The organism is Streptomyces sp. 71268 (assembly GCF_029392895.1).
In the GTDB taxonomy this organism is placed as follows: Bacteria; Actinomycetota; Actinomycetes; order Streptomycetales; family Streptomycetaceae; genus Streptomyces.
This window is the reverse complement of record NZ_CP114200.1, coordinates 5,347,092-5,372,266: the sequence shown is the minus strand read 5'-3', so window position 1 is coordinate 5,372,266 and position 25,175 is coordinate 5,347,092. Positions and strand designations below refer to the sequence as shown.

Annotated in this window: 23 protein-coding genes and 1 tRNA gene; 8 read left to right on the top strand and 16 right to left on the bottom strand. The window is 75.1% G+C overall.

Going from position 1 to position 25,175, the window contains the following annotated elements:
- Positions 1 to 17 precede the first annotated feature (17 nt).
- On the bottom strand, positions 18 to 779 hold the full coding sequence (locus tag OYE22_RS21235) for a helix-turn-helix domain-containing protein (protein WP_277321890.1): 762 nt from the start codon (positions 777 to 779) through the stop codon (positions 18 to 20).
- A 246-nt stretch (positions 780 to 1,025) separates the two neighbouring features.
- Between OYE22_RS21235 and OYE22_RS21230 the strand changes: the two genes are divergently transcribed.
- On the top strand, positions 1,026 to 2,537 hold the full coding sequence (locus OYE22_RS21230) for a diaminopimelate decarboxylase (protein WP_277321889.1): 1,512 nt from the start codon (positions 1,026 to 1,028) through the stop codon (positions 2,535 to 2,537).
- Between the two features lie 115 nt (positions 2,538 to 2,652).
- Here the strand turns inward: OYE22_RS21230 and OYE22_RS21225 are convergent.
- The 9 genes from OYE22_RS21225 to OYE22_RS21190 form a co-directional block, all read right to left on the bottom strand.
- Positions 2,653 to 2,721, bottom strand: a tRNA-OTHER gene (locus OYE22_RS21225).
- A gap of 183 nt (positions 2,722 to 2,904) precedes the next feature.
- Positions 2,905 to 3,453, bottom strand: coding sequence for an AAA family ATPase (locus tag OYE22_RS21220; RefSeq protein WP_277321888.1), 549 nt, complete (start codon positions 3,451 to 3,453; stop codon positions 2,905 to 2,907).
- A gap of 129 nt (positions 3,454 to 3,582) precedes the next feature.
- Positions 3,583 to 4,791: a GAF domain-containing SpoIIE family protein phosphatase gene (locus tag OYE22_RS21215; RefSeq protein WP_348652275.1), complete on the bottom strand. Its 1,209-nt coding sequence runs from the start codon at positions 4,789 to 4,791 to the stop codon at positions 3,583 to 3,585.
- A gap of 12 nt (positions 4,792 to 4,803) precedes the next feature.
- Entirely contained in the window at positions 4,804 to 4,959 is a 156-nt protein-coding gene (locus OYE22_RS33465) for a hypothetical protein (RefSeq protein ID WP_348652234.1), read from the bottom strand.
- Positions 4,960 to 5,123: 164 nt separating this feature from the next.
- Positions 5,124 to 5,816, bottom strand: coding sequence for a cupin domain-containing protein (locus OYE22_RS33460; RefSeq protein WP_348652233.1), 693 nt, complete (start codon positions 5,814 to 5,816; stop codon positions 5,124 to 5,126).
- A gap of 293 nt (positions 5,817 to 6,109) precedes the next feature.
- Positions 6,110 to 6,727, bottom strand: coding sequence for a hypothetical protein (locus OYE22_RS21205; RefSeq protein WP_277321887.1), 618 nt, complete (start codon positions 6,725 to 6,727; stop codon positions 6,110 to 6,112).
- A gap of 246 nt (positions 6,728 to 6,973) precedes the next feature.
- Complete coding sequence (locus tag OYE22_RS21200; protein ID WP_277321886.1) at positions 6,974 to 7,825, bottom strand: MurR/RpiR family transcriptional regulator; 852 nt, start codon at positions 7,823 to 7,825, stop codon at positions 6,974 to 6,976.
- Between the two features lie 176 nt (positions 7,826 to 8,001).
- Positions 8,002 to 8,412, bottom strand: a complete 411-nt coding sequence (locus tag OYE22_RS21195) for a cupin domain-containing protein (RefSeq protein WP_277321885.1) — start codon at positions 8,410 to 8,412, stop codon at positions 8,002 to 8,004.
- 234 nt (positions 8,413 to 8,646) lie between these two features.
- Positions 8,647 to 9,543, bottom strand: coding sequence for an alpha/beta hydrolase (locus tag OYE22_RS21190; RefSeq protein ID WP_277321884.1), 897 nt, complete (start codon positions 9,541 to 9,543; stop codon positions 8,647 to 8,649).
- 96 nt (positions 9,544 to 9,639) lie between these two features.
- On the opposite strand from OYE22_RS21190, the gene OYE22_RS21185 reads away from it, so the two are divergent.
- Entirely contained in the window at positions 9,640 to 10,686 is a 1,047-nt protein-coding gene (locus tag OYE22_RS21185) for a helix-turn-helix domain-containing protein (protein ID WP_277321883.1), read from the top strand.
- Positions 10,687 to 10,800: 114 nt separating this feature from the next.
- Here OYE22_RS21185 and OYE22_RS21180 read toward each other — a convergent pair whose 3' ends face one another.
- Positions 10,801 to 12,234, bottom strand: a complete 1,434-nt coding sequence (locus tag OYE22_RS21180; RefSeq protein WP_277321882.1) for an acyl-CoA synthetase — start codon at positions 12,232 to 12,234, stop codon at positions 10,801 to 10,803.
- Between the two features lie 385 nt (positions 12,235 to 12,619).
- On the opposite strand from OYE22_RS21180, the gene OYE22_RS21175 reads away from it, so the two are divergent.
- Positions 12,620 to 13,057, top strand: a complete 438-nt coding sequence (locus OYE22_RS21175) for a hypothetical protein (RefSeq protein ID WP_277321881.1) — start codon at positions 12,620 to 12,622, stop codon at positions 13,055 to 13,057.
- 211 nt (positions 13,058 to 13,268) lie between these two features.
- Here the strand turns inward: OYE22_RS21175 and OYE22_RS21170 are convergent, their stop codons facing one another.
- Positions 13,269 to 13,691, bottom strand: a complete 423-nt coding sequence (locus tag OYE22_RS21170; RefSeq protein ID WP_176162004.1) for a MarR family transcriptional regulator — start codon at positions 13,689 to 13,691, stop codon at positions 13,269 to 13,271.
- Between the two features lie 199 nt (positions 13,692 to 13,890).
- Here OYE22_RS21170 and eno point away from each other — a divergent pair, with 199 nt between their 5' ends.
- Entirely contained in the window at positions 13,891 to 15,237 is a 1,347-nt protein-coding gene (gene eno / locus OYE22_RS21165; RefSeq protein WP_277321880.1) for a phosphopyruvate hydratase, read from the top strand.
- A 432-nt stretch (positions 15,238 to 15,669) separates the two neighbouring features.
- Here eno and OYE22_RS21160 read toward each other — a convergent pair whose 3' ends face one another.
- The gene (locus tag OYE22_RS21160; protein WP_277321879.1) at positions 15,670 to 17,058 is read right to left on the bottom strand and encodes a cystathionine beta-synthase; all 1,389 of its coding nucleotides are present in this window, start codon (positions 17,056 to 17,058) and stop codon (positions 15,670 to 15,672) included.
- Positions 17,059 to 17,527: 469 nt separating this feature from the next.
- On the opposite strand from OYE22_RS21160, the gene OYE22_RS21155 reads away from it, so the two are divergent.
- The 3 genes from OYE22_RS21155 to OYE22_RS21145 all read left to right on the top strand — a co-directional run bounded on the left by OYE22_RS21155 (position 17,528) and on the right by OYE22_RS21145 (position 21,587).
- Positions 17,528 to 18,760, top strand: coding sequence for an SGNH/GDSL hydrolase family protein (locus OYE22_RS21155; RefSeq protein WP_277321878.1), 1,233 nt, complete (start codon positions 17,528 to 17,530; stop codon positions 18,758 to 18,760).
- Between the two features lie 289 nt (positions 18,761 to 19,049).
- Positions 19,050 to 20,270, top strand: a complete 1,221-nt coding sequence (locus OYE22_RS21150) for an acetyl-CoA C-acetyltransferase (RefSeq protein ID WP_277321877.1) — start codon at positions 19,050 to 19,052, stop codon at positions 20,268 to 20,270.
- 414 nt (positions 20,271 to 20,684) lie between these two features.
- Positions 20,685 to 21,587 carry a hypothetical protein gene (locus OYE22_RS21145; protein WP_277321876.1) on the top strand — a complete coding sequence of 301 codons (903 nt, stop codon included), beginning with the start codon at positions 20,685 to 20,687 and terminating at the stop codon, positions 21,585 to 21,587.
- A 109-nt stretch (positions 21,588 to 21,696) separates the two neighbouring features.
- Here the strand turns inward: OYE22_RS21145 and OYE22_RS21140 are convergent, their stop codons facing one another.
- Positions 21,697 to 22,053 carry a hypothetical protein gene (locus OYE22_RS21140; protein ID WP_277321875.1) on the bottom strand — a complete coding sequence of 119 codons (357 nt, stop codon included), beginning with the start codon at positions 22,051 to 22,053 and terminating at the stop codon, positions 21,697 to 21,699.
- Positions 22,054 to 22,173: 120 nt separating this feature from the next.
- Between OYE22_RS21140 and OYE22_RS21135 the strand changes: the two genes are divergently transcribed.
- Positions 22,174 to 22,404: a DUF4287 domain-containing protein gene (locus tag OYE22_RS21135; RefSeq protein ID WP_176162010.1), complete on the top strand. Its 231-nt coding sequence runs from the start codon at positions 22,174 to 22,176 to the stop codon at positions 22,402 to 22,404.
- A gap of 170 nt (positions 22,405 to 22,574) precedes the next feature.
- On the opposite strand, the gene OYE22_RS21130 is transcribed toward OYE22_RS21135, so the two are convergent.
- Both OYE22_RS21130 and OYE22_RS21125 read right to left on the bottom strand, forming a co-directional pair.
- Positions 22,575 to 23,459 carry a Bax inhibitor-1/YccA family protein gene (locus tag OYE22_RS21130; protein ID WP_277321874.1) on the bottom strand — a complete coding sequence of 295 codons (885 nt, stop codon included), beginning with the start codon at positions 23,457 to 23,459 and terminating at the stop codon, positions 22,575 to 22,577.
- A 151-nt stretch (positions 23,460 to 23,610) separates the two neighbouring features.
- Positions 23,611 to 25,107: a carboxylesterase family protein gene (locus tag OYE22_RS21125; protein ID WP_277321873.1), complete on the bottom strand. Its 1,497-nt coding sequence runs from the start codon at positions 25,105 to 25,107 to the stop codon at positions 23,611 to 23,613.
- Between the last annotated feature and the right edge of the window lie 68 nt (positions 25,108 to 25,175).

Here is a 25,175-nt window from a genome sequence, read left to right as displayed (position 1 = left end):
AAAGAACGTTGGTGACGCTAGTGCGGCCTGGCGGGGCGGTCAATACCGGTGCCGGCCGGATACTCGATGAGCAACACGGACAGCACCGGCTCCGGGCCCGCCGTCTCGTAGACGTGCGGCTGGGAGCCGGGCAGGCGGACGTAGTCGCCCGGGCCGAGTTCGTACGGGTCCGCCGGCGGGCCGACGCGCAGGACACCCTGCGTCACCACCACGTGTTCCACCCCCGGGTGGCCGTTGGAGTGCTGCCTGGCCCCCGGCCGAACCCGCTGGTCGTACAGTTCGAGCACCCCGCCGCGCGGCTCGATCCGGCGCAGCATGCGCAGGTCGACGGCCCGGCTGCGCAGCACCTCGAGGCCGGCCGAGCGGACCAGCAGCACGTCGGGCGGCGCCGGCTCGGCGAGCAGATCGGACACCGGGACCTGGAGAGCGTTCGCCAGAGAGAACACCGTCTGGATGGTGGGGTTGCCGAGTCCGCTCTCCAACTGGGACAGCGCGCTCTTGGCGACGCCGGACCGGCGCGCGACCTCCGACAGCGACAGGCCGCGCTCCCCGCGCAGCGCGCGCACGTTGACCCCGAGCATGTGCCCGGCCCGCTGCGCTTCCCTGGCCTCGCCGCCGCCCCGCCGCTCGGGCGGCGCGCCGCCCGGGCCCTGGTTCCGGCTCACGGGCCGGTCCGCCGGAGCCCGCCGGCCCGCCGCTCCCCCGGCGCCCGTCGCGCCGCGCCCGTCGACCGGCTCCCCGTCCGGCTCTCCGACCAGCTCCCCGTCCGGCTCCCCCATGGCGGTTCCTCCTCGGCTCTCGGCGGCTGACGGCCGGCGCCACTGTAGCCAGCGCCGCGACGGCCGGCCCGAGCGGTGCGTGGCGGGCCGGCCCCGGCGTGCGGAACGAGGCCCCCCGCCACGGCCGTCGGCGCCTCGACGCGCGTGGTGGTTCCGCTACGCCGAGTGGCGTGGCTGGCGTAGCCGCCGGGCGCCGGTCGGCCACGCGTACTGGGCAGCGCCCGGCCCGAGTGGTGGAGTGCTGCCATGACCTCAATCGAGACGGGCCAGGGGCCACGGGACGACGCGACGCTCGGGCAACCGGAGCCGACGGGCCCGGACACGCCCGCACGGGACCGAGCGACGGCGGGCCCGGTGGCCGGGCCGAACGGAAACGGCGAGGCCGACCTGGGCGAGGCCGCCGCGCGCCGGCGCGACCAGGCGGTGCGGGCCGCCGTCGAACAGGGCCTGATCGGCCCGGACGCCCCCGTGATCGCGCTCGTTGACGTGGCCGCGATCCGCGCCTCGGCCGCGGCGCTCCAGGCCGCGTTCGCCGAGGTGACCGCGCCCGGCACGCCGGTGCTGCACGCGTTCGCGGTCAAGGCGGCCAACCTCGTACCGGTGTTGCGGCTGCTCACCGACGCGGGCCTGGGCTGCGAGGTGGCCAGCCCCGGCGAACTCGCCCTGGCCCAGGCGGCGGGCGTGGCCCCCGAGCGCATGGTGCTCGACTCGCCCGCCAAGACCGTGGCCGAGCTGCGGACGGCCCTCGCACTCGGCATCGCCGTCAACGCCGACAGCTTTCAGGAGTTGGCACGCCTCGACGAGCTGGTGGCGGCGGCGCCGACCGCGTCACCGCTCGGGCTGCGCGTCAACCCGCAGGTGGGCGGGGGCACGATCAGCGCGCTGAGCACGGCCACGGCGACCTCCAAGTTCGGCGTGCCGCTGCGCGACGACGGCCCGCGCGGCGGCTCGCCGGCCGAGGTGCGGGCCAGGGTCGTGGACGCGGTGTTGGCCCGGCCCTGGCTCACCCGGCTGCACGCCCACGTCGGCTCGCAGGGCTGTCCGCTGGAGTTGCTGGCGGGCGGCGTGCGCGAGGTCTACGAGTTGGCCGAGGAGATCAACGAGGCGGCCGGCCGGCAGCAGATCACCGGCTTCGACCTGGGCGGCGGGCTGCCGGTCAACTTCGCGTCCGACACCGTCGCCCCGACCTACCGCGACTACGCCCGGCTGCTGCACGCGACCGTGCCCGGGCTGCTCGACGGCCGGTACGCGCTGGTCACCGAGTTCGGCCGGTCCCTGCTGGCCAAGACGGGCACCGTGCTGGCGCGCGTCGAGTACGCCAAGTCGGCCGGGGGCCGCGCCATCGCCATCACCCACGCGGGCGCCCAGGTGGCCACCCGTACCGTCTTCGCCCCCCGCTCCTGGCCCATCCGCGTCGCCGGCTACACCCCGCGGGGCCTGCCCAAGCGCGGCCCGCTGGTGGCCCAGGACGTGGCGGGCCCGTGCTGCTTCGCGGGCGACCTGGTGGCCAAGAACCGGCCCCTGCCGCTGCTGGAGGCGGGCGACCTGACGGCCCTGCTCGACACCGGGGCGTACTACTTCTGCCACCACTTCGCCTACAACAGCCTGCCCAGGCCGGGTGTCTACGGCTTCGTCACGGACCCGGGGTCGGCGGGGGGCGTGCGGTTCGCCACCGTGCGCGAGCCGCAGACCGTGAGCGAGATCGTGGCGGAGAGCGGCGGCGCCCAGAGCGAGGCGCTGACCGACCTCGACTCCTGACGGCGGGTCACGGCGTACGGCTCGGGCTCTCCCGGGCCCCGGGTGGCACGCGTGCGCGCCGGCGCACACGGAAGAAGCCCTCCCCAGCCTGAGCTGGAGAAGGGCTTCCGAAAAGAGCGCCGAGCAGGCCTTGCACCTACATCCCTCGTTTGGAGACGAGTATCTTTCCTTAGACGACCGACGCATCAACCCCCGCCCCTCGGGGCGGCGTTGCGTGATCCACTTTACCCCAAGCCTCACGCTGCGTCGAACCATCCGCCGCCGCCCCGCGGTCCCGCCCAGGCCCCGATCCGTGCCCCGCCCGCCGCGTCAGAGCGCGGCCCGCCGCCAGAGCGCGGCCCGCCGCGTCAGAGCGCGGCCCGTGGTGTCAGAGCGCGGCCCGTTCGTGCGCCTGGCTCGCGATCGCGGCGGCCGTCTCCCCCGGGGTCTGGGTCGCGGTGTCCAGCCACCAGCCGGTGCCGGCAAGGCGCTCGCTCATCTCCCGGTACTGCGGGCCGAAGTCGAAGTGGACCCGGGAGCGCTCGGGGCGGCGGGCGTCGCGCTCCCGGCAGATCGCGAGCGGCGGCGCCAGCACCACGAACAGCACGGGACGGGGCCGCAGCCAGCCCACCATGGCGTCGAGCATCTCGCGGTCGGCGATGGTGTGCTCGATGACCGGGAAGACGTCGTTCTCGGCGAAGTTGTCGGCCAGCGCGCACATGTTGCGGGCGCACAGCATCGCCTGGCGCCGGGACTCATCGGCGGGCTCGCCGAGGAAGCCGACGCGGCCCCGCACCACCATGTACGACAGGACGTCGCCGCTGATGTGGGCCGCGCGTTCGTGGTGGGCGGCCACCAGCGGTGCGACCGTCGACTTTCCCGAGCCGGGCATGCCCGAGATGATCAGGCACCCCGTGGAGCGCGGACGCTGTGCCACGAACCCTCCCGCATCGCCTGGCCAGCCGGCCGCGCCGGGCGCGAGGCCACCGGGAGCCGGCCCTGTCGGGCGGCATCGTCGCAGCCGCCCCCGGGCCCGCGCACCCGACTTTCGCGGGCGGCGCGCTGCCTAGCCCCGGCCCGCCGACGGGGCGTTCCCCGGCGTCGCGGGCGTGCGCAGGGCGAGGACCGCCATGTCGTCGTGGCCGTCGCCGGGGTGGTGGTCGGCCAGCGCGGCGCACAGCTCCCGCAGCGGGGCGCCGGCGTGGCGGTGGGCGGTGTCGGCGAGCGAGTCCAGTCCCCGGTCCAGCGACTCGTCCGAGCGCTCGACGAGCCCGTCCGTGTAGAGGACGACGGTGCTGTTCGCCGGCAGCGCGACGTGGTGACCGGGGCGCGGCAGGGTGGTGTCCACGCCCAGCGGCGTGCCGGGCTCGGCGTCCAGGTAGCGCGCGGTGCCGTCGGGCCACAGGACGAGGGGTGGTGGGTGGCCCGCGCTGGACCAGTGCAGGGTCCACCCGCGCTGGCCCGGGTCGATGCGTACCACGCACGCCGTGGTCAGGAGTTCGCCGCCGGTCACCTCCATGATGCGGTCGAGCTGTTCGAGGGAGGCGCTGGGCGGGGTGCCGGCCTCGAACGACAGGGCCCGCAACATGCCGCGGGTCTGCGACATCGCGGCCGCCGCCCGCATGTCGTGGCCCACCACGTCGCCGATGACGGCCACACAGGAGCCGTCGGGCAGCTTCACCGCGTCGTACCAGTCCCCGCCCAGGTGCCCGGGCGGGGTGGCCGGCCGGTAGACCGCGCACGCCTGGAACGGGTCCAGGTCCGGAAGCCGGGGCAGCAGCAGGCGCTGGAACTGCTCGGCCCTGTTGCGGGCCTGGCGGTACAGGCGGGCGTTCTCGATCGCGACCCCCGCCGTACCGGCCAGGGCCAGGATCACCCCCTCGTCGTGCTCGTCGAAGGGCTTCCCGTCCTCGCGGTCCGACAGGTACAGGTTGCCGTACACGCGCCCGCGCACGGAGATGGCGACCCCCAGCAGCGTCCGCATCGGCGGGTGGCCGGCCGGGAAGCCGGCCGACTCCGGGTGCGCCGCGATGTGCTCCACCCGCAGCGGCTCGGGGTGCCGGATCAGATGCCCGAGCAGGCCGCTCCCGCGCGGCAGCTCCACCCCGGAGAGGTCCGCCAACTCCTGCGAGTTCAGGCCGAGGGGGACGAACTCGGTGAGGAAGGTGCCCTCCTCGTCCAGCACGCCCAGGGCCCCGTAACGGGCGCCGACGAGGTCCATCGCGGTGCGTACGATCCGGCGCAGCACCGCCGGCAGCTCCAGTTCGCCGGTGATGCCGAGGACCGCCTAGAGCAGGCCCTGGAGGCTGCGCTGCGCGCGGGCCAGGGCGTGCATCTGCTCGCCGATGCGGTCCAGGTCCGCGCTGAGCGGCAGGTTCAGCAGCGACGGCCGGGGCTCGTCGGCCGACTCGCCGTCCGGCGCGTCCCCCGCGTTCCGGGCCATGGGCTCACCTTCCTCATCCCGGTCCGCGCCGGGTCCACCAGTCGGGTGGCCGGCGGTACGGCGGGCTCCGCGGCGGACGTCAGGCCCGCCCGGCGCCCGTCACGCCCGCACGGGCCCCGCCTCCAGCATCAGGCCGACCACCACGTACGCGCAGTTCGAGCGGTTCACACGGGGCAGCCGGACGGTGGGCCCGCGTGGGCGGTACCGGATGGCCAGGACGGCGTGGACGGCGTCGGGCGGCGTGCGGCGGTGTGGGTGGCATGGACGTCGGAAGGCGCACAGCCGACGGTACGCACACAACGGTTCGCGGCGCTGTGCGGTGCGCACCCACCGGCAGGTGGCGTCCCACCGCACCCGACCGGGTGCGCCCACCGCCCTGGCCCCGCGCCCGGCCGGCACGGCCGTACCGACAGGTGCCCCGACCCACCTCCGGCGAGGGCGGGCCGCCCTACTCCCCGGCTCGCCCCTACTCCCCCGGCGCCGGGTCCTCCTCCACGACCAGCAGCGTTCCCGTGCTCCCGGGGGCGCACCCGGTGCGGGGCGCCGGCCGGCACGAGGAACAGCTCTCCGGCCCGTACGTCCACCGGCTCGCCCCGCACCTCCAGGGCGAGGAGGCCGTCGAGCACGAGCAGGGCCTCCGCGCTCTCGTGGCGCTCCTCCGCGAGGGGCAGCTCGCTCATCCGCAACACCTTGACCGCGCTCGTACCGACCCGGCCCAGCACCCGCGACCGCCACGCCAGTTGGCCGGCGGCCCGCCCCAGCGCGACGGCGGTCAGCGGCGGCTCGCCGGGCGCCCCGGGCCCGGCCGTGCCGGGCTCCCGCCCGGGGTCGGTCGCCGGTTCCGTCGTGTCGTCCACTCGCGCTCCGCGCACCGCACGCTCTTCCCGTCGCGCCGAGCCCGCCCCGCGGGCCGCGGCCGGCTACCGCTCACCGCCCCGGTCCGGACGGCCCTGACCAGGACGTTAGCCCGCGGATCCGGCGAGGTGGCTGACCGTTCGGCAAAGGCTCGCGGACCGTCGGGTCATGGCGTACCCGCTGGTCAGGCGGGCCGTCGGGGCGCGGCGTACGGGCTGGCGGGGCGTACGGGCTGTCGGCGCACGACGTACGGGCTGGCGCGGCCGGTCAGCGACGCCGGTTCAGCGCCGGTGGTTCAGCGGGCCGCCCTCGCCACGACGCGCTTGGCGCCGCCGGGTCGGGCGTCGCCGGCGACCACGCCGGTCGTCAGGTAGCCGGGCACCGCCGCGTGGGACGGGCCACCGACCGCCCACGGGCCCGGCAGCGCGTCCGTACGCACCCACAGCAGGCTCTCGTTGGCCTCTTCCCAGCGGCCGATCCACAGCGCCTTCCACCACAGCCCGACACCGACGCCGGCCAGCAGCATCCCGCCCGCGGCGGGCGCCGCGAACGAGGCGGCGACGGCCAGCAGGAACGCCGCAGCCAGGTGCCAGCGGTGGGTGCGCCGCCAGACGCGCACGCTGACGGCGCGGTCCTGGAGGATGACGGTCTTGCCGGCGCGCGACGCGGAGCGGGCGAGCGCCAGGTACCGCTTGCGCCGTACCGTCGCCGTCACCGCCAGCGCGACCAGGAACAGGGCCGCGCCGCCCAGCACGCCGATCGTGCGGCCGGTCACGCCCGGGAAGAGCAGCCCGATGCCGGCCGCGACCACCCCCAGCCACCACAGCCACCCGGCGGGTGCCCGTACCAACACCGCCACCCGTGCCACCGCGTACGCGCCGCGCCCCACGATGAACCTCCTCGACTCCGTCATCGAACTCCGCCCGGACCCACCGGCGCGCTCGCGCCCGCCCGGCTCTTTCGGCGGGACTGTACTCAGCGCGGATGAGAGTTCGCTGAGATACCCGGACAGTCGGGAGACGGGCGGGGTACGGGAGGTGCGGGCGGTACGGAGGGGGCGGGGCGACGGGCCCGGCCGCGGGGGCGGGGACGCGCGTGAGGTGCGGAGCCTCTCGAGTGCGGAGCGTCCCGGGTCCGGAGCCTCCCGACGGTGGGCGGGTCAGTCCTCGAAGAGGCCGCGCGCCGCCGCCCTGGCGTCGAACTCCTCCAGGCGGGCCTGCGCGTCCGGCAGCTCGTCGCACATGGCCTCCAGCAGCACCCGGCCCAGCAGCATCGGCGCGCAGGCCGTGTCGAAGGCGAGCCCGGTGCCCACGGCGGCCGGCAGCAGCAGGTCGCTGTGGCCGGCGACCGGCGCGAAGGCGCTGTCGGCGACCGTGACGACGGCCAGCCCGGCCGAGCGCGCGTACTCCAGCGCGGCGACCACCTCGCGCGGGTGACGGGGCAGCGCGAAGCACAGCAGGGCGCTGGCGCCCGCGGCGGTGGCGGCGTCGATGCGGTCGGCGAGCATCGTGCCGCCCTCGTCGAGCAGTCGTACGTCCGGGTGCACCTTGCGCGCGAAGTAGCTGAACCCGGCGGCCTGCGCCGAGGCCGCGCGCAGTCCGAGCACGGGCAGCGGCCGGGAGGCGGCCAGCAGCCGGCCGGCGCGGGCGACGGGCTCCGGGTCGGCCAGCAGCGTGGCCAGGTGGCGCAGGTTGTCGATCTCGGCCTGGACCGCCTGCTGGTACTCGTTGACCCCCGCCTGGTCGCCGCTCCGCTCGGTCGGGGCGACGTCGCGCAGGTGCTTGCGGAGCCCCGGGTAACCGTCGAAGCCGAGCGCCACCGCGAAGCGGGTCACGGACGGCTGGCTGACGCCGGCGAGTTCGGCGAGTTCCACGCTGGACAGGAAGGGCGCGTCGGCGGCGCGGCGCACCATGCAGTGGGCGATGCGGCGCTGGGTGGGCGTGAGCCGGTGCCCCTCGAAGAGCTTCTGGAGCCGCGCGGCTGCCCCACTCGCGTCCGGCGTCTCGTCCATTCGTGCCCTCCCGGCGACATCGGCGCCCCACGGGCGCTCGCCCACCGACACCGAACCGGCACCGGTCGGACCGGCGCCGGCCAGCGCCGCTCATTCAGCTACGGCTGACTCTGCATGAATATATGCAGCAGGTGGGGGTGGCGCGAAACGGGTGGGCTTACGGGGCTCCGCCCCCCTCACTCCCGCTTCTCCAACCGGCTGCCCCGCGGCACGGTGAGGGACATGATGTCGCTCGGGCCGTCCAGGGCGATGCGGTGCCAGCGGCCGCGCGGGACGATGACCGCGGAGCCGGCCGCCACCGCGACCTCCTCCTCGGCCTCGTCCGGGCGCTCCGGGCGGAAGTACAGGCGTATCCCGCCGGCGAGGCAGGCCACGACCTCCTCCGCTTCGGGGTGCACCTCCCAGTGGTCGCCGTGGACGTCGGCGTCGGTCTCCACGTGGAAGGTCATCAACTGCCAGCCCTCTCCCTCGTGTTGGAACACGGGCTCCGCCGCCCGGGCTCGGCCGTCCTGGTGCAGGTGGAGGAAGGAGGCGAAGAGGTCGACGGGACGGATGGGGGCGGCGGGGTCGATCGGGGTCGCGGTCATGGCGAGGGCTCCGTCTCTGGGATCAGGTTCTCTGGGGTCAGGGTCGTGCGCGAGGGGGTGGTGGGGTTGGTTGGTCGTACGCGGAGGGCGCCGCCCTCCGACGGCCGGTGCCGGCTCCCGCGTACCGGAGGCTTGGCCCGTACGGTCAGGACCGGGCCCGTACGGCCAGGATTCCGGACCCCGGGTCCGTACGGTCGGTGCTCCGAGCCCCGTGTCCGTACGATCACGGCCGGCTCACGCGTCCAGGGCGCGGCGCAGCGCGCCGCCGAGTTCGGTGAACTGTCGTTGGGAGATCTCGGCGGACAGGATGGCCTGCGAGCCGTGGAAGGTGCCGGCCCACTGGTGGAGTTCGACCGACACGCCGGACTGGAGCAGGCGCAGCGCGTAGTCGATGTTCTCGTCGCGGTTCGGGCAGAGTTCCGCGGAGGCGACGTAGGCCGGTGGTAGCCCGGACAGGTCGGTGGCGCGGGCGGGGGCGGCGTACGGGGTGGCTGCCTGGCCGGCCAGGTAGTGCTTCCAGGCGGCGGCGACCGTGTCCCGGTTCATCCAGGGCGTGTCCGTGAAGTTCCGGCTCGACCAGGTGACCTGGCGGTCGTCGAGCCCGGGCTGGTTGAGGAGTTGGAAGCGGATCGGCGGCCCCTGCTCGTCGCGGGCGCGCAGCGCGAGTCCGGCCGCGAGTCCCCCGCCGGCGCTGTGCCCGCCGACCGCGATCCGGTCCGCTTCGGCGCCGAGTTCGGCCGCGTGTTCGCTGGCCCAGGTCAGTACGGCGTACGCGTCGTCGAAGGCGGCCGGGAACGGGTGCTCGGGGGCCAGCCGGTAGCCCACCGAGATCACCGTCGCGCCGGAGGCCGACGCGAGTCGGGCGGCCCACGGGTGCTCGGTGTCCACGTCGCCCATCACCCAACCGCCGCCGTGCAGCCACACGATGGCGCCGCGCGCCCCGTGCGGGCGGTAGATCCGCACGGGCACGGCCGGGTCCGCGCCCACCGCGCGGTCCTCGACGTCCATGCCGGTGACGTCGGGCCCCGGCACCGAGGCGGCCAGCGCGGCGAAGTTCGCGCGCTCGGCGACCGGGTCGGTCAGCTTGGCTCGGGGAAGCAGCGGCAGGAACGCTTCGAGTTCTGGGTCCATGCCGACCATCCTCGCGACGGCCGACCACCGAGGTCATCCGCCAGCCGTCGGACAACCGGCCCACGCAGCGCGCCGATCGGCGCCTATCCTGCGGCCATGGAGGCACTGGCCGTACGGCTGTCGCGACTGGACACGCACGTCGAGGGCGCGATCCGGGTCGTCATGTTCTACGACACGCTGATGCGCCGCCGCGTGGACCTGACGGCGCTCGCCCGCGCGTCGGCCGGCCTGGCCGAGTGCGTGGCGGGGGTGCGGCTGCACAGCACGGGGCGGGCGGTCCGGCTCGCGCCCGACGGCCAGCCGGCGCCCGGCCCGCCGGCGCCCGCGTCCAGCCGGGCGCCGATCGTCCTGGACGAGGAGGAGATCGGCACGGTGTGGCTGGAGCGCCCCGGGCCGCCGAACCCGCTGGATGAGGTGGTCCTGGACCGGCTGGCCATCGCCGCAGCGGCGGTGGTCGAGCGGTACGGCCCGGCCCGCACCACCATGGCCGACCCCGCCCTGGTCGAGCTGGTGATCAGCGCCGACAGCGACGAGGCGGCCCGAGCCCGGGCGCTGCGGCTGCTGGGCTTCGCCGTCGGACGGCCGGTCCACGTGCTGGCCGTGCGCGCCCGGCTCCCGCTGGACCGGGTCGCCGGCCTGCTCTGCCCGGCCCACCAGGTGAAGGCCGCGCCGCTGACCGGCGTGGGTGTCATCCTGGCCAGCCACGCGGACCCGGCCCGGCTCCCGGCTGACGTGCGCGCGGGCATCGGCGCGGCCGAGCGGCCCGAGCTGTCCTGGCAGCAGGCCCGCACCGCGCTGCGCTTCGCAACGGCCCGCCAACCGGTCGTGCGCTACGGCGAGTTGGGGGCGCTCGCGCTGCTCGCGCAGGTGCCGCCGGACGCCCTGCGCGCCAACACGGACGTGGCCGCGATCGCGCGCCTCGCCGACAACCCGCGGGATCTGGAGACGCTGGACACCTACTGCGCCGCCGGCTCCCTGCGGCGGGCCGCCGACCTGCTCCACCTGCACCACAGCAGCGTCGCCCGCCGCCTCGAACCGCTCGGCAAGGCCCTGGACCTCGACCTCACCGAGCCCGCCGGGCTGGTGCGGGCCCGACTCGCCCTCGCCGCCTGGCAGCTCACCGGCGACCGCGCCCCGGAGTGACGGGCAGGCGACTCGGACCGACAGCCCAGGCCGGCGACGCGGACGGTGGCTCGGACCGGCTGCTCGGGGCGCGCCACGCGGGTCGCCCGGCCGCGCGCCCCCGAGGCCCGCGCCTCACGCCGGTGGCAGCAGGCGCTTCTGCGGCTTGCCCATCGCGTTGCGCGGCAGTGCCTCCAGGAAGCGCACCTTGCGCGGGCGCTTGTGGGCCGACAGGTGACCGGCGACGAAGTCGATCAGCTCCGCCTCGCCCACCCCGTCGGCCACCACGTACGCCACGATCTCCTGCCCGAGGTCCTCGTGCGGCGCGCCGACGACCGCCGCCTCGCGCACGGCCGGGTGGTCGAGCAGCGCGTTCTCGACCTCGCCGGCGCCGATGCGGTACCCCCCGGACTTGATCATGTCCGTCGAGGCCCGGCCGACGATGCGGTGCGTGCCGTCCGGCTCGATGGCGGCGATGTCGCCCGTACGGAACCAGCCGTCGGCGGTGTACGAGGTGGCCGTGGCCTCCGGCCGGTTCAGGTAACCGTCGAACAGGGTCGGCCCGGTCACCTCCAACTCGCCGATCTCCGCGCCCGGTTCGGCGACGATCCGGGTCCGGACCCCGGGCAGCGGGACGCCGACGTGGCCGGGGCGCCGCTCGCCGTCCGCGCGGGTCGCCACGGTGATCAGCGTCTCGGTCATGCCGTACCGCTCCACCACCTGGTGCCCGGTCAGCTCCGCCAGCCCGCGGAAGACCGGCGTGGGCAGCGGCGCGCTGCCGGAGACCAGCAGTCGGGCGCCGCGCAGCGCCCGGGCCGCGGCCGGGTCGCCGGCGACCCGGTTCCACACGGTGGGCACACCGAAGTAGAGCGTGCCGCCCGCCGCCGCGTACGCCTGCGGCCTGGGCCGGCCGGTGTGCACCAGGCGGCTGCCGACGCGCAGCGCGCCGAGGACACCGAGGACCAGGCCGTGCACGTGGAACAGCGGCAGGCCGTGGGCGAGCGTGTCGTCGGGGGTCCAGGACCAGGCGTCGGCCAGGCCGTCCAGGCCGGCGGCGACGGCGCGCCGCGAGATGAGGGCGCCCTTGGGCGCGCCGGTGGTGCCCGAGGTGTAGAGGATGAGAGCGGTGGCGGCCTCGTCCGGCTCCGGCTTCGCCCAGTCGGCGCGCTCGGCCGTGTCGACGGGCACCACCTCGACGCCCTGACCGCCCGGGCCGCCCGCGCCGCCCGCGCCTTCGCCCGGCCCGGCGGCGTCGTCCGCCCCGCCGACCCCGGTGAGCAGCAGGGTCGCGCCCGAGTCGCGCAGGATGTGATCGCGTTCGGCCGGCCCGGAGTCGGGCGGCAGCGGGACCACCGGTACGCCGGCCAGCAGCCCGCCCACCACGGCCACCACGGTCTCCAGGGTGGCCTCCGCCCGCACGGCCACCACCGGCGCGCCCGCGATCCGGGCCGCCACCGCGCCCGCGGCCCCCAGCAGCTCCTCCCGGGAACAGGGGCGCCCGGCGATGGTCAGTGCGTCGGGCCGGTCCTCGCCCGCGCTTGCCAGGGCCGCCAACAGAGCCTTGCTCACCAGCGTTTCCTCTCCTTCGGGCCACATCGCGCCCCGCGTGTGTCGTACGCCGTGCGTTTCGTACGCCGTGCGCTTCGTACGCCGCGTGTGTGTCGTACGCCGCGCGTGTCGTACGCCGCCGGGGGCGACGTTACCCACTCGCCCGCCCGTCCCGTGCGCGGGCCGCTCGCTGGCCGGACCCGGCCCGGGCGGCGGGAGGCCGGCGGGCTTCGCCCCGGTGAACGGCGGGCGTCCGGCGGTCCCGGCGCGGCCCGGCGAGCGGGGCTCGGGGCGGGGCCGGGGCGGAGTTCGCCTGGTCACGGGCCGGTCCGGGGGCTGAACCCCCGGCCCGATAGGGGGGCTGACCCTACTTACACCACCGGCGGTTACCCGTAGCGTAGGCACCATGGACGCCCGCGACCCAGAGGTGAAGAAGGAACTCGACGCGATCTTGCAGACCCGCAAGGAGCTCGGTCCTGAGTACGAGTCGGAACTGGTCGATTCCTTCATGGAGAAGGTCGAGCAGCGCTTCAACGACACCGCCGACCGGCACGTACGCCGGCAACTGGCCGAACAGCAGATGTCCGCCGCGCGCGGCGTGCGCTCGCCGGCGGGGGCGGGCTCGGCCAACGCCACCGGGATCGGCCTCGGCGAGCGGTTCGGCTTCGTCGCGGTCTCGCTGGTGCTGGCCATCCCGCTGTCGGCGATCGCCGTGGTCAACGAGGGGCTGTCGGGGCTGCTCGTCGCCTGGGGCGGGATCGTCGGCGTGAACGCGGTGCACTCCTTCGGCGGCTTCGCGTTCCTGCACCGGGAGCGGAAGAAGTCCACCAGCGACTGGGACTGACGACCCCGGCGTCCTCACGGCTCCGTCACGGCCTCCCGTACGCGGCGACGCCCGCCACCACCACCGTCCGACAGGACCCCGACCTCACGCCGGGCTGGCCCGCACCCGTGCCAGTGCCCGCGGCCGGGGCGCTCCCCCGCACCCGTGCCAGTCCCGCAGCCGCAGCCGGGGCGTACGGCTCGCCACACGTCAGGCCGCAGGCCGCAGGCCGCTAACGCGTGGCGAGCCGCTCCAACAGGGTGGCGCTGCGCGCCAGCAACTCCCGCTCCTCGTCCGTGAGTTCGGCCTCGATGGCCTGCGCGAGCCAACCCACCCGGCGGCCCCGCTCCGCTTCGAGCGCGGTCCGGCCAGCGTCCGAGAGTTCCACCAGCGACTTACGGCCGTCCGTGGGGTGCGCCCGGCGCGTGATCAGGCCCTGCTCCATCAGCAGCCCCACCGCGCGGGCCATCGACTGCGGGCGTACGCGCTGGTCGGCGGCGAGGTCGCTGGTGGTCATGGCGCCGTTGCGGTCGAGCGCGCCGAGCACGGCGACCTGGCCCAGCGGGATGCGGTCCTCGTGGGTCACGCGTCGGGTGAGCTTGCCCATCGCGGTGCGCAGTTCAGCGGCGATGGCGGCGGCTTCCGAGGTGGGCATAGGGCACTTTACCCCGCTGACCAGCAAGGCCGCCGAGGTGAAGCGTACAGCGACACTGCACAGCAACACTGCACAGACAAGCTGAACAGCAATTCTGCACAGCAAAACTGATCAGCATTGCTGTAGAGTCCACCGGGCCGGGGTCAGCGCCAGCGTCGTCGCACCACGGCCCCGGCACCCGACAACGGGAAGGGCTCCCATGTCCACACAGGCTGCTTCCACGTCCACGTCCACGTCCGCGTCCGCGCCGGCGGTCCACGCCGTCGACGCCCCCATCGAGACCGTCACCGCCCGCCAGATCATCGACAGTCGGGGCAACCCCACGGTCGAGGTCGACGTCGTCCTCGCCGACGGGTCGCTCGGCCGCGCGGCCGTCCCCTCCGGCGCCTCCACCGGCGCCCGGGAGGCCGTGGAACTGCGCGACGCGGACGCGGCGCGCTGGCACGGCAAGGGCGTCGAGCGCGCGGTGGCCCATGTGAACGGGGAGATCGCGGCGGCCGTGCGTGGCCGCGACGCGGCCGACCAGGCCGGGCTCGACGCCGCGCTGATCACCCTCGACGGCACCGCCACCAAGTCCCGGCTGGGCGCCAACGCGATCCTCGGCGTCTCCCTCGCCACCGCCAAGGCCGCCGCCACCGCCCGCCGCCAGCCCCTCTACCGCTACCTCGGCGGCGACAACGCCCACCTGCTGCCGCTGCCGATGATGAACATCGTCAACGGCGGCGCCCACGCCGACAACCCGCTGGACTTCCAGGAGTTCATGATCGCTCCGGTGGGCGCGGACACCTTCCTCGACGCCGTCCGGATGGGCAGCGAGGTCTTCCACACCCTGCGCCGCGACCTGCTGGCCGCCGGGCACTCCACGGCCGTCGGCGACGAGGGCGGCTTCGCCCCCGCGCTGCGCACGGCCGAGGAGGCGCTCGACTTCGTCATGACCGCCATCGAGCGCGCCGGCTACCGCCCGGGCACGGACATCGGCCTGGTCATGGACCCGGCGTCGTCGGAGTTCTTCCGCGACGGGGTGTACGACTACGCCGGCGAGGGGCTGCGCCGCACCCCCGCCGAGAACGCCGACTACCTGGCCAGGCTCGTCGACGCGTACCCGATCGTCTCCATCGAGGACCCGATGGCGGAGAACGACCTGGACGGCTGGCGCGAGCTGACCGCCCGCGTCGGCGACCGCTGCCAGCTCACCGGCGACGACGTGTTCTGCACCAACGAGACGCTGCTGCGCGAGGGCATCCGCACCGGCGTCGGCAACTCGGTCCTGGTCAAGGTCAACCAGATCGGCACCCTGTCCGAGGCGCTGGCCACGGTGGAGGTGGCCCACCGGGCGGGCTGGACGGCCGTCATGTCACACCGCTCGGGGGAGACGGAGGACACCACGATCGCGGACCTCGCGGTGGCGACCGGCTGCGGCCAGATCAAGACCGGTTCGCTCTCCCGCTCCGACCGTACGGCGAAGTACAACCAACTCATCCGCATCGAGGAGGAGTTGGGCGAGGTGGCACGCTACGCGGGCCGCTCCGCACTGCGCGGGGCGTGAGCGGGCGGGCAGCGTGAGCGGGCGGCGGTGACGCGGCGGTAGCCGCCGGCCCGGACCCGAGCCCGGGTGCGCCCGTACGCGCGAGTGGCCCGCGACCGGGAGGGTCGCGGGCCACCGCCGGCGTACGCGGGGACCGCCGCACCCCGGCGCACTCGCCGGGGGCGGGACGACGACGGTCCCCGCGGAGGACGCGGGACGGGCCTTGGGCCGGTCTCGCCGCGTCCGGGCGACCATGGAGGTCCGGGAGCCGCTCCGGAGGTCCGTGTCGCCGCACATCGGGTGTCGGTGTCGTCCTGCCGACGTCCACCAATGTGCCGGACGCGTGTTAAATGCGTGCTGCTGGCGCGTGACGCATACGTACCGCTTACGCGAAGGGGCGCCCACGCGGCTTTCCGTAACGCGCCCCTGACACGGGCGGCGCCGGCGGCCCGGCTACTTGGCCGCTCCCTTGGCCAGGTAGGCCAGCAGGTCCTGCCGGCTGACGACCCCGGTCGGCTTGCCTTCCACCAGCACGACGGCGGCGTCCGCCGCCCCGAGCACGGCCATCAGGTCCGAGACCGGCTCGCCGGAGCCCACCTGCGGCAGCGGCGGGCTCATGTGCTTCTCCAGCGGGTCGGTGAGCGCCGCGCGCTGCGCGAACAGCGCGTCCAGCAGCTCGCGCTCGACGACCGAGCCGATGACCTCGGCGGCCATCACGTCCGGGTGGCCCGCGCCGGGCTTGACGATGGGCATCTGCGAGACGCCGTACTCGCGCAGCACCTCGATCGCCTCGCCGACGGTCTCCTCCGGGTGCATGTGCACCAGCGAGGGCAGCCCGCCCTCCTTGCCGCGCAGCACGTCGCCGACGCGCACGGCGGGCCCGGCCTCCTCCAGGAAACCGTAGTCCGCCATCCATTCATCATTGAAAATCTTCGAGAGGTACCCCCGCCCGCTGTCCGGCAGCAGTACGACCACCACGTCGTCGGGGCCGAGCCGCTCGGCGACGCGCAGGGCGGCCACGACCGCCATCCCGCAGGAGCCGCCGACGAGCAGGCCCTCCTCCTTGGCGAGGCGGCGCGTCATCTGGAAGGCGTCCTTGTCGGAGACCGGCACGATCTCGTCCGCGACGGTCTGGTCGTACGCGCTCGGCCAGAAGTCCTCGCCGACGCCCTCGATCAGATACGGGCGGCCGGAGCCGCCGGAGTACACCGAGCCCTCCGGGTCGGCGCCGATCACCTTGACCCGGCCGTCGCTGACGTCCTTGAGATACCGGCCGGTGCCGCTGATCGTGCCGCCGGTGCCGACGCCCGCGACGAAGTGCGTGATCCGCTCATCGGTCTGCTGCCACAGCTCGGGCCCGGTGGACTCGTAGTGCGAGCGCGGGTTGTCCGGGTTGCTGTACTGGTCGGGCTTCCAGGCGCCGGGGATCTCGCGCACCAGGCGGTCGGAGACGTTGTAGTACGAATCCGGGTGCTCGGGGTCGACGGCGGTCGGGCAGACCACGACCTCGGCCCCGTACGCCCGCAGCACGTTGATCTTGTCCGTGGAGACCTTGTCCGGGCAGACGAAGACGCACTTGTACCCCTTGCGCTGGGCGACCATCGCCAGGCCCACGCCGGTGTTCCCCGAGGTCGGCTCGACGATCGTGCCACCGGGCTGGAGCGCCCCCGACTCCTCGGCGGCCTCGATCATCCGCACGGCGATCCGGTCCTTGACCGACCCGCCCGGGTTGAAGTACTCCACCTTCGCCAGGACGGTGGCCTGAATCCCCTCGGCCACGCTGTTGAGCTTCACCAGCGGGGTGTTGCCCACCAGGTCGATCATCGATTCGTGAAACTGCACGCCCTACTCCAGGTTCAGCGGGGTCTCCGCGGGTCAAGGGGCTGCCGCCGGCGCGGGCCCACTCCTTAAGCCTATTGCGCCACGGCCTGGCGACCACTGCCCTGTGGATAACTCAGCGCAACCGCGTCCCGGCGATCGGGCGACGACGGCATCCCCCACCCGGCCCACACCCCGCCCGGGGTCGACCGGTTTTCGGCCAGGACGGAGGGGGGCGGATTCCCGCCAGCCGACCCCCGACCAGTCCCCCGTACCGCACCCGCGCAGCGCCCGTACCGCACCCGCGCAGCGCCCGTACCGCACCCACACCGCGCCCCGCCCACGCCGCGACGTGCGGCGGGACCGCCCGATGGGCGCGTTGCGATCCGGCGCCGACCGGGCAACACAGCAGTAGGCCCGACCGGCGGTGCGCATCCGCCGGACTGGCCCGGGAGACCTACGCACGCGAGAGAGCACGGAGGTGAGCGGGCCCATGTCGATGTCGAGAGCGCGGGTAGCGCGGCGGATCGCGACCGCGGCGGCGTACGGGGGCGGCGGGATCGGGCTGCTGGGCGGCGCGGCCGTCGGGCTGCTGCTCACCGAGGTGCGGCTGGCCAGACGCGTGGTGGGTGGCTCCGGTGACGAGCCACCGGGGGCCGACGGACGGTACGGCACGGCCTTCGACCACGAGAGCGCCGCCCCGCCCCTGCGTCTGGCCTTCCTCGGCGACTCGACCGCCGCCGGCCAGGGCGTACGCCACGCGCACCAGACGCCGGGCGCGCTGCTGGCCTCGGGCCTTGCCGCCGTGGCCGAGCGCCCGGTGGAGCTGCGCGTGGCGGCGCGGTCCGGCGCGCAGTCCGACGACCTGGCCCGGCAGGTGGCGCTGCTGCTCGGCCCGCCGGCCGACGCCGAGGGGCCCGGCGCCCTGGCGGTGGGGGCGACGGTGGAGGCCCTGAACACCGTGGAGGCCGTGGAGGCGGGCCCGGCCCTGGCGGGTCCCGGGGCGGTGGGCGCGGCGGCGGGTGGTGCGGGGATGGACGGCGCGGCGGTGGGTGGCACGGGGGTGTACGGCGCGGGGACGGACGGTGCCGTGGTCGGGCTGCCCGGCGGCGAGGGTGGTGGGCCGCAGGCCGTCCGGTGTCCCGACATCGCCGTGATCATGATCGGCGCCAACGACGTCACGCACCGGATGCCGCCCGCGGAGTCGGTGCGGCTGCTCGCCGACGCGGTGCGCGCGCTGCGCGCCGCCGGGTGTGAGGTGGTCGTGGGCACCTGTCCCGACCTCGGCACGATCGAGCCCGTCTACCAACCGCTGCGCTGGGTCGCCAGGCGGCTGAGCCGGCAGTTGGCCGCCGCGCAGACCATCGCCGTCGTCGAGCACGGCGGGCGCACGGTCTCCCTCGGCGATCTGCTCGGCCCCGAGTTCGCGGCCCACCCGACGGAGCTGTTCGGGCCGGACAACTACCACCCTTCGGCCGAGGGATACATGACGGCCGCGATGGCCATCCTGCCGACCCTGTGCGCGGCGCTCGGGCTGTGGCCGGAGGAGGAGCGGCCGGACCCGGCCCGCCGCGAGGGGTTCTGGCCGGTGGCGCAGGCGGCGGCCAAGGCGGCGGACGAGGGCGGCACGGAGGTCGCGGCGGCCCGTGGCCCCTGGGCCCAGCTCTTCCGGCGCCGACGCCGCCGCCTGCCGGCCGACCCGGCGTCCGCCGCCCTCAGCGGCTGACCGCCCGCCGACCCGTGGGCGCCCACCGGCCGGTGGGCGCCCGTACGTCCTCGCGTACGGGCCCCGCGCGCCGTCGTCCCGTACGCGGGCGCGCGCCGGTACGCGACCGGCGGCTACGTACGCGGCGCGTGCGGGTAGGGGAACAGATGGGGTGGCCGGAAACCGCCCGTGCCACCGGGTGAGCAAGCGCTTAGAAAAGAGGCCCGCATCACAGCGCCCGGCCCGTGACCTCGTGGCTACGGGCGGGTAGCTTCCGACGCAGTGCCCGCCTTCGCCCTCTGGAGCCGTGATGACCGAAGCAGTGATCGTCTCAGCCGCTCGTTCCCCCATCGGTCGCGCCTTCAAGGGGTCGCTCAAGGAGGTACGGCCCGACGACCTGACCGCCCAGATCGTCGGGGCCGCGCTCGCCAAGGTGCCCGAGCTCGACCCGCGTGACATCGACGACCTGATGCTCGGCTGCGGCCTGCCCGGCGGGGAGCAGGGTCACAACCTGGGGCGGATCGTCGCCGTCCAGTTGGGCATGGACCACCTGCCGGGCTGCACCATCACCCGTTACTGCGCGTCCTCGTTGCAGACCTCGCGGATGGCCCTGCACGCCATCAAGGCCGGCGAGGGCGACGTGTTCGTCTCGGCCGGTGTCGAGACCGTCTCGCGCAGCGTCAACGGCTCGTCCGACGGCATGCCCGGCACCCACAACCCGCTGTTCGCCGACGCCGAGGCGCGCACCGCGCACCGGGCCGAGCACGGCGGCGAGGGCTGGCACGACCCGCGCGAGGACGGGCTGGTGCCCGACGCGTACATCGCGATGGGTCAGACCGCCGAGAACCTGGCGCGCGCCAAGGGCGTGACGCGCGAGGACATGGACGCCTTCGGCGTGCGCTCGCAGAACCTGGCCGAGCAGGCCATCGCGGCGGGCTTCTGGGAGCGCGAGATCACCCCGGTCACCACGCCCGACGGCACGGTCGTCAGCAAGGACGACGGCCCGCGCGCGGGTGTGACGCTGGAGGGCGTACAGGGCCTCAAGCCCGTCTTCCGCCCCGACGGGCTGGTCACCGCCGGCAACTGCTGCCCGCTCAACGACGGCGCCGCGGCCCTGGTGATCATGTCCGACACCAAGGCGCGCGAGCTGGGCCTGACCCCGCTCGCTCGTATCGTCTCCACCGGCGTCTCCGCCCTGTCCCCCGAGATCATGGGGTACGGCCCGGTCGAGGCGTCCCAGCGGGCCCTCAAGCGGGCGGGGCTGACGATCGGCGACATCGACCTGGTCGAGATCAACGAGGCGTTCGCGGCCCAGGTCATCCCGTCCTACCGGGATCTCGGCATCGACCTGGACCGGCTCAACGTGAACGGCGGCGCCATCGCCGTCGGCCACCCCTTCGGCATGACCGGGGCGCGGATCACCGGCACCCTGATCAACTCGCTCCAGTGGCACGACAAGCAGTTCGGCCTGGAGACCATGTGCGTGGGCGGCGGCCAGGGCATGGCCATGGTCATCGAGCGGCTGAGCTGAGCCCGGACCGCGAGGGGCCCGGTTGTCGACGGGCCCCGTCTCGGCCGTGCCACCGCCGGGCGCGCCCGTCCCGACCATGCGCGGCTCGCACGCCCCGCCGCGCGCCCCCCGCGTGACCACGCGCGACGCCCCGTCCCGTGCCGCCCGGCGCGGAGCGGGGCCGGGGCGGGGCACGGGGCAAGGGCCAGGGCAGCGTCGGGGCGGTGTCCGCCCACCGGGCCGTGACCGAATCTCCCCCAGGATGTGACCTATACCGCCGAGCGGAACCGATCGCGCAGGTCAGGGGTGTTCGGTACAGACTGTCTGGGTCTTTATACCCACCCAATCCATGACGTTGTGCACTGACACGGGGCGACGCCACCGGCCAAGCTGAGGTAGGAATTCGGGGGACCCACAGCAACCGGGAGTATGTCAGTGAGCGCTACGTCCCTAGCCGTACTGCTGGCCGCGGGCATCGCCACGGCCGTCGGCGTCGCGGCCCTGCACACCACTCGCGGGCTGCGCCGCCAGATCGCCGCCCTGCGCGCCGACGTCGCCACCGCCACGGCCGTCGGCGCCCGGGCCGGCTCCGCCGACGTGCCCGCCGCCCGCCAGAGCCCGGCCGAGGAGATACGCGCGGCCGTCGCCGACGCGCTCGCCGAGGAACGCGAGCGCGAACTGGCCGAGGCCCGCGCGTTCTGGGCCGCCCAGGAGGCCCGCGACGCGGCCTCCGGACACGAGGGGTCCGCGCTGCTCGGCGGGTTGGCCGGGTTCGGCGACGAGCCGTCCATGGACCCGACGCCGTACGTGCCCCGTCAGCCCGACCTCGCCGGCCCGCCGTCGGCCCTTGAGGCCGAGTTGCTCGACGCCGCGCTCGAGGCGGCGTTCGACCCCGCGCTGGACGCGGTGCTCGACCCCGCGCTCGACCTGGCCGGCGAGCCGGAGGGCCCGGAGGCGGCCGAGTTGGCCGCGGCCCGCCGCCGCCATCCCTCGCACCCGTCGCACGGCGCGGGCGACGGCGCGCAGCAGTCGGCCGTCGTCGGCCACGAGCGCACGGTCGCGCTCCTGGGTGAACTGGCCGACTCCCACACTCCGCTGGTCGACGTGCGCCCCGGCCCGCTCGGCACCCTCGACGTCTACGTCTTCGCCGACGGCACCACGGTCTGCATGACCCCCGGTCACCGCGAGACGGCCGACCAGCTCGCGCGGGCCCTGCGGGAGGGCGACGCCCCCGTGCTGCTCGGCGGCTCCGGCGTCGCCGGCGCGTACACGTTGACCTTCGGCTACGGCGACACCAACGTCTACGTCCTGGCCGACCGCGTCATCGCCTCGCTCTGACCCGCGCGCCGGGCGCCGCGTTCCGGGCGCCCCGGCGCCACCCGTCCGCCGACGAGCGCCGGCCCGCCCAACCGCCAACTCGCCGTGGCCCGCGCGCCGCGAGGCGCCGCTAGAGCCCGCAGCGCGCCCGGGCCTGTCGCACCAGCGCCGCGGCCTCCTGTGCCGCGTGCCGGGTCGCGGCGGGGAACGTCCGCTCCCGGCCGATGTCGGCCGGCTCCCAGCCGAGGGCGTGCGCGAGGTCGTGCCCGGCCACGGCCACCTGGTCGGCCACCACGAACATGCCCGCGTCGGGCACCGTACGAGGCGCGCTGTCCGGCTCCTCGAGGCGCTGGGCGCGCAGCGCCAACTCGCGCGCCAGCGCCAGCCCTTCGGCGGCCGGTCCCTGGCCGAGTCGGGACTGGGGCAGGGCCCGCAGTCGGTCGGCGAGGCGGTCCACGTCGGCCAGGAAGGCGGTCACATCATCCACGCCGCGACTCTACGCACCCCCCGCGGACTGTTGCCAACGCCCAAACGCTCAGGCACGGTGAGGTGAAGGACTGCTGGGCCACGTCGTGGCGCAGCGACCAGGACAACGCCGGAGGCGCCGATGTCCCAAGTCTTCTCCGAAGAGACCCACCGGAACCTACTCTCCCGAATCCCCCACTGCACGGGCCGCGCCGTGGCCGACTGGCTGCGCACGGTGGACGATGGCCCCGCCCTCTTCCGATTCGAGGAGAAGGTCAACTGGCTGCGCGGTGAGCACCAGCTCGCCTACGGACACGCCAAGGCGATCATCCATGAGCACGACCTGCGACGTGCGGCACGCAAGCTGCGGTAGACAGCGCCGGCCGCGCGCCGAACAGCGACAGAGCCCCGGAGGCGATGCCTCCGGGGCTCTGGTCGTGCGTCACGCGTGGTGCGTCGAGGGGGGCCTCGGGCCGCTGACTCGGGCGGTCGTGCCGTCCCCCGTGGTGCGGGGCGCGGCCGGGGTCGGCCGCGCCCTCGCGGCTACTCCCGGAACAGGGCGATCAGCCGCAGCAGCTCCAGGTAGATCCACACCAGCGTCAGCGTGAGGCCGAACGCGGCCAGCCACGACTCCTCACGCGGCGCGCCGTACGCCACGCCGTCCTCGACCTGCTTGAAGTCCATGGCGAGGAAGGCCGCGCCGAGGACCACGCCCACGATGCCGAAGACGATGCCGAGGCCGCCGCTGCGGAAGCCGAGGCCGTCGCCGCCACCGAAGGCCGCGAACAGCAGGTTGACCGCCATCAGCAGCACGAAGCCGATCGCCGCCGCCATCACGAAGCGCTGGAAGCGGGCGTTGACGCGGATCAGACGGGTGCGGTACGCGATCAGCACACCGGCGAAGACCGCCATGGTGCCGAGCACCGCCTGCATCGGGATACCGGACCAGCGAGCGTTGAACATCTCGCTGATCACGCCGAGGAAGACACCCTCGAACGCCGCGTACCCAATGATCAGGGCCGGGACGGGCTTGCTCTTGAACGCCTGGACCAGGCCGAGCACCATCGCGACGAGCGCGGCGCCGATCGCGATGCCGTAGCTCTTGCTGGACACCGGCAGTGCGGCCCACGCGACGATGGCACCGACGATGACGGTGCCGAGCGTCATGGCGGTCCGCATGACGACGTCGTCCATCGTCATGCGATCGGCCCGTGGCGGCGCCACCTGTCCGCCGTAGAGCTGCTGCATCTGCTCGGGGGTCAGGTCCTGCGCGCCCGGGGCATACGGGTTGGTGGGCTGAGCACCAGTGGCGTACGGGTTGCCCTGAGTCGCGGTGGGGCCCCCGGCCTGCGGCGGCGTGTTGAAGCCCGCGTAGGCGTTGTCGCGGCTGAAGCCCCGTCGCGAGAAGACCGGGTTGCTGCTCCTCATCTCACTCCTCCATGGCCGCCCTGCGCGACCTTGAGTCAAGGGTAATGGGTAAGCAAAACAATCACCCTAGTGCCAGGGGAGGATCTTTTCGCCCCTCTTTAGCCGCTACCCGCACGGCACCCGGCCATGCGGCGAACGCTCGGCGACGCCCTCACCACTCAGTGTCCGCCTCCGCGCCGACGGCCTCGACGTGCTGGCGTCGCGGGTCGTACGGGGCCCAGCCCGGGTCGCCGTCGCGGGCGAAGGAGACCCAGGCGCGGTGCACCCGGGCGGCCAGTTCGTGCGCCGGTTCGGCGGGGCCGAGCAGGCCGCCCTCGCCGCGCAGCGCCGGCAGGGCGGTGCGCGCGAAGACGAACGGCAGCTCCACGGCGTGCGCCGCGCCCAGCGCGCCCCCCAGCGCGGGAGAGCGCCAGCCGAACTCGTACGCGTACGTCGCGGCGCGGCCGTGCGCGGCGTGCGCCTGGGTCAGCCGCCTGCTGCCACGGCCGAACAGCGCCTCGCCCAGGACCGCCGCCCGCAGCTCGCCGTCGCCGGCCCCGGGCCTGCGGGCGCGGGCCGCCGCGATGTCGCGAGCCGCGTCGGCGTGCCGGCCCGCGGGGTGGGCCAGGGCGGCGGTGGCGGTCAGCTCCGCGCGCGTGGTGCTGGTCAGGTGTCCCTGCGGGACGACGTAGAGGTTCCCCTCGTCGGCGTTGGTGCCGACCATCAGGGTGACGTCGGCGCCGGCCGCCGTGGCCGCGAGGGTCTCGGCCGGTTGGCGGGCGAGGGTCAGGCTGAGGGGGCTGAGGCCGAGGAGTGGGTCACCCTCGGTCGCGGTGCGCAGGTCGAGGCCGGCGAGCGCGCCGAGGGCCGCCACCAGGCGCTCGTCGGGCAGCTCGGCGAAGGCCGCGGCGGTGGGCGCGACGCCGAGCGCGTCGGCCGCCGCCCGGGTGACGCGGGCCGCCTGCTCGGGGGTGTGCGCGCCGAGCCCGTTGCCGCTCTGCACGATCGCCCGCCGGAACAGGCCGGCCGCCGCGTCGTCGGCCAGCAGGGCGGCGACCAGGCTCGCGCCGGCGGACTGGCCGAACAGGGTGACGTTGTCCGGGTCGCCGCCGAAGGCCGTCGCGTGCCGCCGTACCCAGCGCAGGGCCGCCGCCACGTCGAGCAGCCCCCGGTTGGGCGGGGCCCCGGGCAGGTCGAGGAAGCCGGCGATGCCGAGCCGGTAGTTGACGGTGACGAGCACGACACCGTCGCGGGCGAACTGCTCCCCGTCGTACAGCGGCGCGCGGCCCGAGCCGGCGACGAAGCCGCCGCCGTGCACGAAGACCAGCACCGGCAGCCCGCGGCCGGGCGCCGGGGGCGCGGGGGCCCAGACGTTGAGGGTGAGGTAGTCGGGCCCCGGCACCCAGCCGGGGCCGAAGTAGGGCGACATGTCGAGGCCGCCGAAGGCGTCCCGGCGTGGCTGCGGCGCCGTCGGGCCGTGCGCGCCCGCGTCCCGTACGCCCGGCCACGGCGTGACCGGCGCGGGCGGTGCGAAGCGTGCGGCGCCCTGCGGCGGGCCGGCGTAGGGGACGCCGAGGAAGCGCTGGACGCCGTCGGCGCCGCGTCCGCGCAGCGTGCCGGAGGCGGTCTCGACGGTCGGCGACGGGGGGTGTGGGTCGTGGTGGGTCATGGCTGCTCGTTCCGTCCGGTCTGCCGGTCCGGGTTCGCGGGTCGGCCTGGTTCGGCCGGTCGGCGGCC